General features: G+C 52.9%; 12 protein-coding genes and 2 rRNA genes. 7 read left to right on the plus strand and 7 right to left on the minus strand.

Annotated elements, in window-relative coordinates; all coding sequences use genetic code 11:
* Positions 1–109: ribosomal RNA gene (locus G461_RS0107605) — 23S ribosomal RNA — on the plus strand; the annotation flags it as partial.
* A gap of 106 nt (positions 110–215) precedes the next feature.
* Positions 216–331 (plus strand): 5S ribosomal RNA (rrf, locus tag G461_RS0107610).
* Between the two features lie 329 nt (positions 332–660).
* Here rrf and G461_RS23645 read toward each other — a convergent pair.
* The 3 genes from G461_RS23645 to G461_RS25445 are packed head-to-tail and all read right to left on the minus strand — an operon-like array spanning position 661 to position 3,389.
* Entirely contained in the window at positions 661–1,653 is a 993-nt protein-coding gene (locus G461_RS23645; RefSeq protein WP_157360258.1) for a hypothetical protein, read from the minus strand.
* Positions 1,640–2,986, minus strand: coding sequence for a cytochrome c peroxidase (locus tag G461_RS23650; protein ID WP_084429090.1), 1,347 nt, complete (start codon positions 2,984–2,986; stop codon positions 1,640–1,642). The genes G461_RS23645 and G461_RS23650 overlap by 14 nt, the downstream gene beginning before the upstream one ends.
* Positions 2,958–3,389, minus strand: coding sequence for a FixH family protein (locus G461_RS25445; RefSeq protein WP_051333437.1), 432 nt, complete (start codon positions 3,387–3,389; stop codon positions 2,958–2,960). Before G461_RS25445 ends, G461_RS23650 begins: the two co-directional genes overlap by 29 nt.
* A 387-nt stretch (positions 3,390–3,776) precedes the next feature.
* Here G461_RS25445 and G461_RS0107630 point away from each other — a divergent pair, with 387 nt between their 5' ends.
* Genes G461_RS0107630 through G461_RS0107640 form a run of 3 tightly spaced genes read left to right on the plus strand, consistent with a single transcriptional unit; the run spans position 3,777 to position 6,166 of the window.
* Positions 3,777–4,517 (plus strand): 5-oxoprolinase subunit PxpA, encoded by a 741-nt coding sequence (locus tag G461_RS0107630; RefSeq protein ID WP_026971398.1) that lies wholly within the window; start codon positions 3,777–3,779, stop codon positions 4,515–4,517.
* Between the two features lie 36 nt (positions 4,518–4,553).
* Positions 4,554–5,261 carry a 5-oxoprolinase subunit PxpB gene (pxpB, locus tag G461_RS0107635; protein WP_026971399.1) on the plus strand — a complete coding sequence of 236 codons (708 nt, stop codon included), beginning with the start codon at positions 4,554–4,556 and terminating at the stop codon, positions 5,259–5,261.
* Positions 5,243–6,166: a 5-oxoprolinase subunit C family protein gene (locus G461_RS0107640; RefSeq protein ID WP_026971400.1), complete on the plus strand. Its 924-nt coding sequence runs from the start codon at positions 5,243–5,245 to the stop codon at positions 6,164–6,166. The genes pxpB and G461_RS0107640 overlap by 19 nt, the downstream gene beginning before the upstream one ends.
* A 9-nt stretch (positions 6,167–6,175) precedes the next feature.
* Here G461_RS0107640 and modC read toward each other — a convergent pair whose 3' ends face one another.
* The 4 genes from modC to G461_RS0107660 form a co-directional block, all read right to left on the minus strand.
* On the minus strand, positions 6,176–7,243 hold the full coding sequence (gene modC / locus G461_RS0107645; RefSeq protein ID WP_026971401.1) for a molybdenum ABC transporter ATP-binding protein: 1,068 nt from the start codon (positions 7,241–7,243) through the stop codon (positions 6,176–6,178).
* Positions 7,240–7,911, minus strand: a complete 672-nt coding sequence (gene modB / locus G461_RS0107650; RefSeq protein ID WP_026971402.1) for a molybdate ABC transporter permease subunit — start codon at positions 7,909–7,911, stop codon at positions 7,240–7,242. Before modB ends, modC begins: the two co-directional genes overlap by 4 nt.
* The gene (gene modA / locus G461_RS0107655) at positions 7,911–8,663 is read right to left on the minus strand and encodes a molybdate ABC transporter substrate-binding protein (protein WP_026971403.1); all 753 of its coding nucleotides are present in this window, start codon (positions 8,661–8,663) and stop codon (positions 7,911–7,913) included. Before modA ends, modB begins: the two co-directional genes overlap by 1 nt.
* A 366-nt stretch (positions 8,664–9,029) precedes the next feature.
* A complete protein-coding gene (locus tag G461_RS0107660; RefSeq protein ID WP_026971404.1) occupies positions 9,030–9,236 on the minus strand; it encodes a TOBE domain-containing protein in 207 nt (68 codons plus the stop codon).
* Between the two features lie 673 nt (positions 9,237–9,909).
* On the opposite strand from G461_RS0107660, the gene nifH reads away from it, so the two are divergent.
* Positions 9,910–10,854, plus strand: a complete 945-nt coding sequence (gene nifH / locus G461_RS0107665) for a nitrogenase iron protein (protein WP_281172005.1) — start codon at positions 9,910–9,912, stop codon at positions 10,852–10,854.
* Positions 10,855–10,883: 29 nt separating this feature from the next.
* Positions 10,884–12,350, plus strand: a complete 1,467-nt coding sequence (nifD, locus tag G461_RS0107670) for a nitrogenase molybdenum-iron protein alpha chain (RefSeq protein WP_026971405.1) — start codon at positions 10,884–10,886, stop codon at positions 12,348–12,350.
* The last annotated feature ends 44 nt before the right edge of the window (positions 12,351–12,394 follow it).

Below are 12,394 nucleotides of genomic sequence, written 5' to 3' on the forward strand. Positions count from 1 at the left end.
TTTAAGGTCTCTGAAGGGCCGTCGAAGACTACGACGTTGATAGGCAGGGTGTGTAAGCGTTGTGAGGCGTTGAGCTAACCTGTACTAATTACCCGTGAGGCTTAACCATACAACACCTAAGGGGTGTTGTTGTTCACCTAGACAAGAAATGCTTGTTTGAACTCCAGATTTAAAGTTTTATCCTTATCCGAATTGCTTAAAGACACCGTTTTTTGCCTGGTGGCAATAGCGTTGTGGAACCACCTGACTCCATGCCGAACTCAGAAGTGAAACGCAACTGCGCCGATGATAGTGTGGGGCTTCCCCATGTGAAAGTAGGTCACTGCCAGGCTCCCAATTCGAAAACCCAGCCTAACGGCTGGGTTTTTTCGTATTGGGCCCCTGCCAGTGATAGACGTTCACATCAGCCCACAAGGTGGGACGTCCAGCTCCGGACTCCGTCCTACGCGCTCCAGCGGCACAAACCTCCGGTTTGTTAACAACGCCGCTTCCACCCCCATGTGAAAGGCTTCGCGGCGTATCAATAGAACAGAGACTGACTGTAAGAGCAGGCCTATTTACATTCAGCACACGCGCCACTGACCGGGTTTAGCTTGGGGAGCCGCTAAGTACGCCTCTCGCGCAACCCATCTTATGTGTAAGTAGCTTTTTGGATGCAATCTAAGCCACTTGTGGCTCCAACACTGCGTTACCACTTAATCTCTGTTTGGGGCTTTCAAATAGAATCACCAGCGCCACTGCGAAGATCGGTAGGTGCCCGAATACTTCGTGCATACCTAGTAATAGCGCTGTGATGGTGAGTACAACGGCTAGTACCACGATCACTAAGCGGGTTGCTAGCCCTGCTATTAGCATCACCCCCAGTACTGCTTCGGCGAGACCTACCCAGAGTACGAAATGGCCGTCGGTAATGCTGCTGAACCCGAGTTGTGGGAAGAAGTTAAACTCCGGGAATTGCTGGAGAAAAGCAAAGGAGATGCCGGGCTCTAAGAATTTGTTATGTACCGCCAGGACTACCAGTTGCAGGCCTAAGCCCCAGCGTAGGCAGGTTACCGCCTTTTTGCGCAGTCCATGCGCTTCAAGGTTTAGATTCAAGGCGAGTTTGGTATCAACTAGTGAGACTGATGGACCTATGAAGACCAGTGCGAGTCCGACTCCGAAGAACTCAAAAAAGTAATCTATCCCCAAGCCAATGCCGAATACCATCAGTAACAATGTCGCGACTAGGCATAACGCAATGCCTACCAGTGATACGCTAATCGGCAGTAAGACCAGCACGGCTGATTGCAGTAACAAACCATAGAGCGCCAAGCTTGGCGGCAAGATCAAGTTAGGTGCGAGAAAATCTCCCATTAGCAGGTTTGCGAGCAGGTATATGCAGATCGCAGCCAGCAACAAGTACCAAAACAGGTGAATGCGTTCGACATATAACTTGTTGACTAGGTTTCCTATAGAAGATGACCATGCTACCGGGATAAGCAGCAAACATGGCACGATCACCAGCGCGGCCATAAGTACGCTGATCGCATCGAAAGGCAGGTAGGCGTTGGCCACGGCTTGGTCGCTGAACCAGCGAACATGGGCGTAACTGGGGGCTGGCAGTAGTAGCAGAAGTAGGTACGGGTAGGCAGGCATTCGCTTAACTATGCTCATGAGTTATCTCCTTGCGAAGGGGGAGTAGGGGGGTAAGCCAATAAGCGTCTGTTATTAACTCGCTGTTTAGGGCAACTAAGAACGACTCAAGTTGCTTTAGTTGGTAAGGCAGTAGCCGCAAGGGCTGAAGTTCATTGTGGCTAAAGCCATGCGTGGGGGCTTGATTGTAGTAATGAAGCACTTCTGAGAGCGAGGCAAAGCCACCGTCGTGCATATAGGGTGCTGTTTTCGCTACATTGCGCAGCCCCGGCACCTTAAAGGCGGCCTGTAGCTCTATGCCATCGACTTTGGCGAAGTCTAATTCGCCACAGGAATTCGGCGCATCGGAGTAGATCCCTCGGCAGTTAAAAGGATCTGCATGGGCGAGCGCTATTCCAGCAATTCTTCCTTCTCGCTCAGGAGTAATGTCAGCTGAAGATAGGGTGGCTTGAAAGTCGCTGTTACTGAATAGCGGGCCGTTGTGGCATTGGATACATCCGGCCTGTTCGCTAATAAATAGCTTTAAACCTGCTTGCTCGTGTTGGTCCAGGTAACTCTGCGGTCGATTGTCAGTTGGCAGGTTTAATCCATCAACAAAGCGGTCAAATCGCGAATCATCGGGAAGGAGCTTGGCTTGATAGGCCGCGAGTGCCTTACCGATGTTGGCGAACACATGGTTTATCTCACTCCGTTGCTCACTACTCAGCTGCTGCCAGTTGGTTTGGTACTCAGCGATGGGGCTCAGCGGACTGCCATGCTCGGGAAGGCGTTCGAGCTTAGGGAGCGTAACTTCGCTATTGGGAAACACTTGTAAGTAGCTTAAGCGATATTCGTTTAGCACGTACCGTACAATCGCCAGCCGGTCGCTATTGTGCTCAAGCGGATTCTCGAGCGGCCCTAGAGCCTGCGCCCATAGGCTGTCGGCTCTGCCATCCCAAAACTGCCAGCGATGCAGTGCGGCGCCAACCACGGTAGGAGTATGGCGGGTGGGCAACTCGCTCAGGCTTGTGTTATTCGCAACGATGGGCAATGGCCGCCCATCGCTAAAGTAGCGCTCCGGAATATGACAGGTGGCACATGCCATATCCTTTGCCCCGCTTAGCCTCTTATCAAAGAACAGTTGATGGCCTAACTGCGCTGCGGCTGGTGAGTCTAAGAATCGATTGGAAGGATCCCTTGGCTGAAGACGCTTTGGCAAGCGAAGGCTGTTAAGCATTGCCCGCTCTTGTGGGCTCCACTGAAGCCGCGCTTGGTTTATCGGTGGCTGTAAGCCAAGCACAAGCAGCACTAATGTCGCCAATGCTACTAGCAATAGAGCGGCTAGCTTAAGGCGCAAGGACAAACTCGAACTCATGGCTACCTACCGTGTTTCCATGTTGATCCGTTAACTCAGACAGCACCTGCCACTCTCCCCACATCTGGAACTTGAAGCCGTCGACTTGGTAGATGCCTGGCGACGTTTCTGCGCTTACCTTGGGTGCGGTTGGCAAGCCGTGGCCATGTGCGCGCATTCCGCCAGATATCGACAGTGTTAGGCCAGTCAAAGGGCGACCCTCTGAGCTAAATGCTGAGATGTACCAACTGTGGATTTGATTGAGTGGAGGGCTGGCGGTTGCTAAGCGTACCTCCCAGATGTTGCCATTCGTATCTCTTTCCCGTAGATACGAAAAATCATTAGCATGGCTGGCGTTACTGAGCAGTAAATAGAAGAGAACGATCTGAAAACCGGGGCCTAGTGCCCCTTTAATCGTGGGCATAGCAGCTTCCTTTCCGCTAATGATATAAATGACAATAAGTGACAAGTTAGTCAAATACAATAATTGCTAAAAATATTGAACCGAGAATGGGAGGTTTTTCTGGTTAACGTGAGCTGGCGCAGAGACCAGCCCTCTAGTGGGACTGGGCTTGTTGTCCAGAAAGCCGGGGGAGTTTGATACTATGAGTCGGGGTAGGTAAGTGACAATCATCAGAACTGCGCAATTAAACAAGGGCATACTGCTTGTAGAATGCACAGTGATCTTACAGATGGTTGTTAGCATGCTCGAAGTCAGTCGATTGTTTTGCAATTGTCACTAACCCTACACACCGATATCGACATGCTGCAGTTAATCTGAGCGTTACCAACAATCCAGAAGGTAGAAAGGATGAAACTGAACTGTGACCTAGGCGAGAGCTTTGGTGCTTGGAAGATGGGTTTAGATGAGCAGGTCATGCCATGGATTGATATGGCCAACATTGCCTGTGGCTTTCATGCCTCCGACCCAGATGTGATGGCCCAAACGATATCGCTGGCGCTCAAGCATAATGTCACCATTGGCGCCCATCCGGGCTATGCCGATAAGCAGGGCTTTGGCCGGCGCTCCATTCCCCATACCATGGCGCAGGTAAGTCAACTAGTCGCCTATCAGGTTGGCGCGCTACAGGCGCTTTGCCGATTAAAGGGAGCTGCTGTTGAATACGTCAAACCTCACGGTGCGCTATACAACGATATGATGCGCGACAAGGGTATCTTTAAGGCGGTGGTGGCTGGGGTGGCTTCTATGTCGGAGCAGCCCAAGTTAATGGTGCTGGCCCGCAGCGATAACAGCGACTACCAGCGCTATGCCGAAAAGAAAGGGGTGACCCTGTTGTTTGAGGCCTTTGCCGATCGCGCTTACTCCCCCCTCGGTGAGTTATTGCCTCGCACTGAGGAAGGGGCGGTTTTTCATCAGCCAGAGCTTATCATTGAGCAGGTGATGACGTTGTCGCGCCATGGCTATGTCACCGCCATCAATGGTGAGCGGATCCCTCTGCAGGCCGATAGCGTGTGTGTACACGGCGACAACCCAGAATCAGTGGCGATGGTGCAAACCCTCTCCCAAGCGCTGAAGCCGCCGCAAGGATAAGGACTGGGGAGAAGGACTAAGGATAAGCACTATCAAATGACTCTTCGCTTCGAGCCCGTCAGTGAGACGCACTGCATTGTTTACCTTGGTGAGGCAATCGACCCCAGCTTAGCAGAATCGATTGCCGCTCTTGCCAAGGCCTTGCGAGCAGCACTGCCTAGTGCCTTGGTGGAGGTGGTCCCGTCATACACCTCCCTGCTGTTGGAGTTTCATCCACTGCGGATCAGTCGCAAGCAACTCGAGCGGGCGGTGCTGGAGCAGTATGCCTTGCTGCAAAGTAGCCAAGCGAGCGGGCAAACTCAGCAACACACGCTAACTTTGCCGGTGTATTACCATAGCGAGGTTGGCCCTGATCTTGATGACTTAGCGGCATCGGCCGGCTTGGCCAAAGAGCAGGTGGTCGAAATCCATAGCCAACAGATCTACACCGTCTGCGCCATCGGCTTTGCCCCCGGCTTTGCCTTTCTCGCCTCAGTAGATGAGCGTATCGCGGCTCCGCGTCGCGCAACCCCAAGGCTAAAACTGCCTGCGGGCAGCGTCGGGATTGCCGAGCGGCAAACCGCGGTCTACCCGCAGCAAAGCCCCGGTGGCTGGCAGATCATCGGTAACTGCCCGCAGCTGTTGTTTGACCCTAAGCACAGCCCGATGTCGCCGTTTGAAGTGGGGATGCAGGTGCGCTTCGAGCCGCTCTCCCGCGAGCAGTTTATCGAGCTGGGAGGGCAGATATGTCTGGACTGGAAGTAGTCAAACCGGGCGTATTGAGTTTGCTGCAAGATCGCGGACGCTACGGCGTGGCACTGCAGGGGCTGAGTAGCGGCGGCGCGATGGACCTACATGCCTATGGTTGGGTGAATCGGCTGCTTTCAAACCACAGCAATGCAGCGGTAGTTGAGCTCACTATGGGTAATGCCAGCTTTCGCGCGACTTGCGATGTCAAACTTGCCCTATGTGGCGCAGAGATGGCCGCCAAGGTTGAAGGCGTCGCCCAGCCCAACTGGCAAAGCTTTATCCTACGCCAAGGGCAGCTACTTGAACTCGGTTACGCCAGAACGGGGCTGCGCGCTTATCTGGCGGTGGAGGGCGGCTTTCAGGTCGCTAAAACCCTTGGCTCGGTGGCCACCGTAACCCGTAATCGCTTAGGCGGCTTGCGTGACGGACAGCCACTGCAGGCAGGTGATAGGCTGCCGGTGGCTAAGCAGCTGCTGGCCAATTTTCATAGCGAAGTGCCCAAGGCCTTTCAGGGCCGCTATCCCGAACAGTTAAACCTGTCGCTGATTGAGTCTTACCAAGCGCCGCTGTTTAGTGAGTCGGCAAAACAGGCCTTCTACCAAGGCGAGTATCAGGTGAAGCCTGAGAGCGATCGTATGGGGATCCGACTGAGCGGTCCCGTCGTGAGCGGGCTGCATGCAGGATTAATCTCTGAGGGGATCGCCCAAGGCGCAGTGCAGATCCCACCCGATGGGCAACCCATCGTGCTAATGAACGATCGGCAAACCTTGGGGGGCTACCCAAAGCTGGGTTGTGTTGCGCGTTTGAGCCTGAATGCCTTGGCGCAAGCGCGCCCGGGCACGCGTATTCGCTTTGTACCCGCCGAACTTGATGAGCAGAGCGAAAAGTGGCGTAATTTTCTGCGTTTTTTTGAGTGTTAGCGTCGAGCTTTAAGCGATAGCCGCAGCCTTAATCTGCGCCCACAGTTGATCACCAGGTTTTATATTTAGGCGCTCTAGGGAGTATTGGGTAAGCTGCGATAGCAGGCACTGGCCCGATTGCAGCTGCAGTTTCACCAGCGCTTCGCCGGGGCGCTGACTGGGTCGTGCTTCAACAACCTTAACTTCCAGTATATTGAGTATCGAGCTTCGCCCGGGGGGCACCACACACAAACTGACATTGTTGGCGAATATCCGACAACGCTGCTGCTGGCCCAACTCGCCGTCGCCACTGACAATAAGCTGCTGCTTGCCGAGCGACATCGCACACAGGTGCTCACTGGGGTGATCGATGATCTCTCCCTCCAATACGCTACTCAAGCCATGGTCATAGAAGGCTTCTGCGGCGGGATCCTGCAAAGCCAAGTGACTGGCTTCAGAAACCACACAGCGCCCTTGGTCGAGCACCACCAGGTGATCGGCCAGCTTGGCGAGCTCGTCGGCGCTGTGGCTGACATAGACCATCGGCATCCCGAGTTGCTGATGGATCCGCTGAAAATAGGGCAGGATCTCCTGTTTCAGGCGATGATCCAAGGCGCTTAACGGCTCATCCAGCAGCAGTAGTTGAGGCGCGCGCAGCAAAGCGCGGCCAATCGCAACGCGCTGGCGTTGACCGCCGGATAGCTGCCCGGGCGCGCGCTCTAGCAGTGGGCTTAGCTCCAGCAAGTCCACCACATCATCGAACTGAAGTTGGCGCTCGGATTCAGGCAGGCGTTTCCAGCCAAACAGCAGGTTGTCACGGATTGACAGATGGGCAAACAAGCTAGCCTCTTGAAACACGTAGCCAATCGGGCGCTGATGAGTGGGAACAAATACACTTTCACTCTGCCAGGTTTGTTGGTTGAAGCTCACCGTGGTGGCGCTCAAGCGCTCCAAGCCGGCGATAGCGCGCAGGCAGGTGGTCTTGCCCGAGCCAGAGGGGCCAAACAGGCCGGTGATCCCGCTGCCGGGAAGGCTTAGATCCAGTTTAAGGTGAAAGTTGTCACGCTGATGGTCGATGGCCAGATGCAGTTCATTCATGGGTGCACCTCGTGGCGTGTGGCATTCTTAAAGCGGTTGATCAGTAGCAGCGCTACCAGCGAGAAGGCGGCGGTGAGGAAGGCGAGTTGATGCGCCGCTTGGTAGTTCAACGATTCCACGTTATTGAAGATCTCCAGCGCGATCACCCGGGTTTTGCCGGGAATGTTACCGCCCACCATCAGTACCACCCCAAACTCGCCGATGCTGTGGCAAAAGCCCAAAATAGCCGCATGGAACAAGCCGGGTTTAGCCAGCGGTAGCGCAACGTTGAAGAAGCGATCCCAAGGCGATGCGCCAAGTGTTGCTGCCACCTCTAAGGGGCGCTTGCCGAAGGCTTCAAAGGCGTTTTGTAGCGGCTGAACCACAAACGGTAAGGTGTGGATGCTACATGCGATAACGATGCCGCTGAAGGTAAATGCCAGCGCACCGATGGGCGAGTTGGCCAGCGGGCCTTGCTTGCCCAGCAGCATCAGTAAATAAAAGCCAAGAACGGTCGGCGGTAACACCAAGGGCAGGCTGGTAACGGCAGCCACCAAGTCGCGCAACTTACCGCGGCTTTGGCTGAGATACCAGGCCAGCGGGCAGGCCAACAGCAGCACACACAGGGTGACCATGCTGGCAAGTTGCAAGGTGGTGACAATCACCGGCCAGTTCAAGGCATCAAACATTACTCGCCTCCGGTGCGATAGCCATAGCTATGAATGGTATTCAGGGCTTGCTCAGAGCGTAAAAACTCGAAGAATGCTTGGGCAGCTGGGTTGTCTTCGCTAGTTTTAAGCAGCACCGCGTCTTGCTTGATGGGCGCGTACAGCTCCTGAGGAACAACCCACGCGTACTCGGGGGTCATGGTTTGGCTCTTAATAACCTGAGAGAGGGCGACAAAGCCAAGGTCGACAATACCTCCTTCAATATATTGGTAGGTCTGGGCAATATTGTTGGATTCCACCACACTGGCTTGCAGGCTGCCATATACCCCCAACGCTTCCATCACCGCCAGCGCTTGCTCGCCATAGGGGGCGGTTTTGGGGTTGGCGATCACGATATGCTCGAAGTCTTGAGGGTTGTACAGGGCTTGCTGAACATCCTCGCCATAGCCTTGCTTGCTCCACAACACCAGCTGTCCAATGGCGTAGGTGAAGTGCTGCTCAGAGTCCACCAAGCCTTCCTCAACCAGCAGGCTCGGGCGGCGAGCATCGGCAGCGAGGAATATATCGAAGGGCGCGCCGTTGATGACTTGCGCATACAGGCTTCCGGTTGAGCCAAAGGATAAGCTGACCGAGTGTTCGCTTTCGGCCTCAAACTGTTGCTGTAGCTCTTGTGCCACCTTGGTAAAGTTGGCAGCAACCGCCACGCTAACTTGAGCAGCGTGGGCGTGGGGAAAAAATAAAATGCTGGCTAGTAGTGTAAATAAAAACTTCATTACTTCTCCTTAAGACTTGTCCAGTATGTGCTAATTCCATCAAAAACAACAATTTGTCGTGTTAGCACAGGTTCATCTGCAAATCTGAATGCTGCCTCGAGCCTGCACTATGCTTGGCGTGCGCCACGTATAGTCATACATCTCGATGAGCAACATGCTGCAGATAATTGAATTCAGCAAAAACTGTACCTGAGGCCGGGAGAGTGAGTTTAAACCCAACTAATTGAGAATTTGTTTAGCGCTATTACATGGCCTGCTGGTACTACAGATAGTTGCTTGCTGCTTTGTTGGAAGATGACTGGGGGAATATTCCATCAATAAACTAAATGGCCTTGATAGCAGCAAGGCCATATCACTCATTCGATATTAAACCGCGATCATGACATCGCTGGCTTTAATTACCGCCGTGGCAGTACCACCTACTTTTAGGTCAAGGGAGTTCGCAGAGCCTTTGGTGATAATCGAGGTAACGACAACACCGTCTGACAGCTCAATCGCGATCTCATCGTTAATCGCACCTTCTTGAATTGACTTGATGATTCCGGTGAGTTGGTTTCGTGCACTTAATTTCATGTTTCTTCCTTCAAAAATACTAAGTCAGGTGCCTACCTGACGTATTCACGCTAACAGACCTTATTGATAGCGGAAACACCAATAGAGAGGCTCAAGCTGAACAGAGCTGAGTCACAAGTGTTGCACGGTGTGTTACTGATTAAGTCGTTGTTAACGATATTAATAGCGGGCGTATTAATACAACGAGTAGTAAGGCAGATGCTAAAGGTTTGAGCTATCGCCCGGCCCTCGTTTGACTATTCATAGTAGGGCTTGAGGGTTTTGACTCTTTTAGGGGAAAGACGAGTTTTCCATATTTCTGACGATATCGGGCGATGATTGATTGGCATCTAATGGCTGAAGAGTGCCCCTAATGGTTATAGAAGCAACAGGCTTACGCACTGAGCCCGATTACCTAGCGCTGGCTGCTAAGTGGCGTCTCTTGCTTATTACTTCTATGGACGCCTGTGCCTATCTCTATGATCGCCACCCTTCGCTTTTTCCTCCCACATAGTATTGCTTCAAGCATGAGTGTTTTAGCGCCTCACGCATTTGTTGTGATGACACCGACAAGAACGTGAGCGCGTTGTTTGTACCAAAGCCAACAAATCCAGACATTTTGTATGGCTTTAGGCTCGGGGATAAATCTCACCTTGATAATAAAGTTCAATAAAAACATGAGCTTAATTCCCATGTGGGTTTGTGGCGTGGTTTTGGCAATAGCCTGATCGGAACCGCTTTATTAAACAACTTAGGGATTAAGACTATGGCAATTCGTCAATGTGCAATCTACGGAAAGGGTGGTATCGGTAAATCCACCACTACACAGAACCTGGTAGCGGCCCTGGCTGAAGCGGGTAAAAAAGTCATGATTATTGGCTGTGACCCTAAAGCTGACTCTACGCGTCTGATTCTTCACGCAAAAGCACAAAACACCATTATGGAAATGGCCGCAGAAGAAGGCTCGGTAGAAGATCTAGAGCTGGATGATGTATTGAAAGTTGGCTACGGCGGTGTGCGCTGCGTTGAGTCTGGTGGTCCAGAGCCAGGTGTTGGCTGTGCGGGCCGTGGTGTAATCACCGCGATCAATTTCCTGGAAGAGGAAGGCGCCTATGAAGAAGACCTGGATTTCGTGTTCTACGACGTACTCGGTGACGTGGTATGTGGTGGTTTCGCGATGCCTATTCGTGAAAACAAAGCACAAGAAATCTACATCGTGGTATCGGGTGAGATGATGGCAATGTACGCCGCTAACAACATCTCTAAAGGTATCTGTAAGTACGCAAGCTCAGGTGGTGTGCGTCTGGCTGGTCTGATTTGTAACTCACGTAAGTGTGACCGCGAAGACGAGCTGATTGAAGCACTGGCTGCCAAGATCGGTACCCAAATGATCCACTTCGTACCGCGCGACAACGTGGTTCAGCAAGCTGAGATCCGCCGTATGACCGTGATCGAGTACAACCCGAAATGTAACCAGGCTGATGAATACCGCACCCTGGCCAAGAAGATCATCGAGAACGAACTGTTTGTCGTGCCAGAGCCAGCCACCATGGATGAGCTGGAAGAGCTGCTGATGGAGTTCGGCATCATGGATGAAGAAGACACTTCCATCATCGGTAAAGCCGTCGAAACCGCTTAAGCCCGACGCGTTAAGGTAAGGAGACAACTATGTCTATGGATAAACAAACAACTCAGGCGATGATCGACGAGGTTCTCGAGGTCTATCCCGAGAAGGCCCAGAAAGATCGTGCCAAACACCTGGCGGTCAACGAGACCAATGGTGAGGGTAAGTGCATTACCTCTAACCGTAAGTCTCAACCCGGCGTAATGACTGCCCGTGGTTGTGCCTACGCAGGCTCAAAAGGGGTGGTATGGGGTCCGATTAAGGACATGATTCATATCTCGCACGGTCCGGTTGGCTGTGGTCAGTACTCACGTGCCGGCCGTCGTAACTACTACACCGGCTACACCGGGGTAAATGCCTTCGGCACCATGAACTTCACCTCAGACTTCCAAGAGCGTGACATCGTATTCGGTGGCGATAAAAAGCTATCCACCATTATCGATGAGCTGGAAACCCTGTTCCCACTGGCTAAGGGCTACAGCATCCAGTCGGAATGTCCGGTCGGTCTGATTGGTGACGATATCGAAGCCGTGGCCAAAACCAAAAAGGCTGAAATCGGCAAAACCCTCGTACCAGTACGCTGTGAAGGCTTCCGTGGTGTGAGCCAATCTTTGGGTCACCACATTGCCAACGATACCCTGCGCGATTATGTGCTGGATGGTACCGATCCTGAAGCGGCGCAAGCTGAAGCGGGTGAATACGACGTAGCGATTATCGGCGACTACAACATCGGTGGTGATGCTTGGTCATCGCGCATCTTGCTCGAAGAGATTGGCCTGAACGTGGTCGCTCAGTGGTCGGGTGATGGCACTCTGACCGAGCTGGAAAACACCCCTAAGGTGAAGCTCAATCTGGTGCACTGTTACCGTTCTATGAACTACATCTGCCGTCATATGGAAGAGAAGTTCGGTATTCCATGGTTGGAGTACAACCTGTTCGGTCCTACCAAGTGTGAAGAGTCGCTACGCGCTATCGCCGCTAAGTTTGACGAGAAGATCCAGGCCAAGGCCGAGGAAGTGATCGCCAGATATCGCGCCGAGTGGCAGCCAATTATCGACAAGTACAAGCCACGTCTGCAGGGCAAGAAAGTGATGCTCTACGTAGGTGGTCTGCGTCCTCGTCACGTGATTGGTGCCTATGAAGACTTGGGTATGGAAATCGTGGGTACTGGTTATGAGTTTGCACATAACGATGACTACGCCAAAACCACCCCAGAAGTGAAAGACGCCACCTTGCTGTTTGACGATGCCACCGGCTTTGAGCTGGAGTTCTTCGCCGACAAGCTCAAGCCCGACCTGATCGGTGCCGGTGTGAAAGAGAAGTACATCTTCCAGAAGATGGGTATTCCTTTCCGTCAGATGCACAGCTGGGATTACTCCGGTCCTTACCACGGATACGACGGCTTCGCCATCTTCGCCCGCGATATGGACATGACGCTGAACAACCCATGTTGGGACAAGCTGACGCCACCTTGGAAACAAGAGAAGGACAGCGAAGCTGCGGCCGCTTAAATGTCGGTTTATCAGAAAGAGCGGATGCAGTGTGAGCGAATAGC

This window comes from Aliagarivorans marinus DSM 23064, from assembly GCF_000429485.1.
Classification (GTDB): domain Bacteria; phylum Pseudomonadota; class Gammaproteobacteria; order Enterobacterales; family Celerinatantimonadaceae; genus Aliagarivorans; species Aliagarivorans marinus.

Excerpts from the sequence above, each read along its gene's own strand:
- G461_RS23645 (WP_157360258.1), bottom strand. The coding sequence starts at position 1,653 with ATGAGCATAGTTAAGCGAATGCCTGCCTACCCGTACCTACTTCTGCTA.
- G461_RS23650 (WP_084429090.1), bottom strand. The coding sequence starts at position 2,986 with ATGAGTTCGAGTTTGTCCTTGCGCCTTAAGCTAGCCGCTCTATTGCTA.
- G461_RS25445 (WP_051333437.1), bottom strand. The coding sequence starts at position 3,389 with ATGCCCACGATTAAAGGGGCACTAGGCCCCGGTTTTCAGATCGTTCTC.
- G461_RS0107630 (WP_026971398.1), top strand. The coding sequence starts at position 3,777 with ATGAAACTGAACTGTGACCTAGGCGAGAGCTTTGGTGCTTGGAAGATG.
- pxpB (WP_026971399.1), top strand. The coding sequence starts at position 4,554 with ATGACTCTTCGCTTCGAGCCCGTCAGTGAGACGCACTGCATTGTTTAC.
- G461_RS0107640 (WP_026971400.1), top strand. The coding sequence starts at position 5,243 with ATGTCTGGACTGGAAGTAGTCAAACCGGGCGTATTGAGTTTGCTGCAA.
- modC (WP_026971401.1), bottom strand. The coding sequence starts at position 7,243 with ATGAATGAACTGCATCTGGCCATCGACCATCAGCGTGACAACTTTCAC.
- modB (WP_026971402.1), bottom strand. The coding sequence starts at position 7,911 with ATGTTTGATGCCTTGAACTGGCCGGTGATTGTCACCACCTTGCAACTT.
- modA (WP_026971403.1), bottom strand. The coding sequence starts at position 8,663 with ATGAAGTTTTTATTTACACTACTAGCCAGCATTTTATTTTTTCCCCAC.
- G461_RS0107660 (WP_026971404.1), bottom strand. The coding sequence starts at position 9,236 with ATGAAATTAAGTGCACGAAACCAACTCACCGGAATCATCAAGTCAATT.
- nifD (WP_026971405.1), top strand. The coding sequence starts at position 10,884 with ATGTCTATGGATAAACAAACAACTCAGGCGATGATCGACGAGGTTCTC.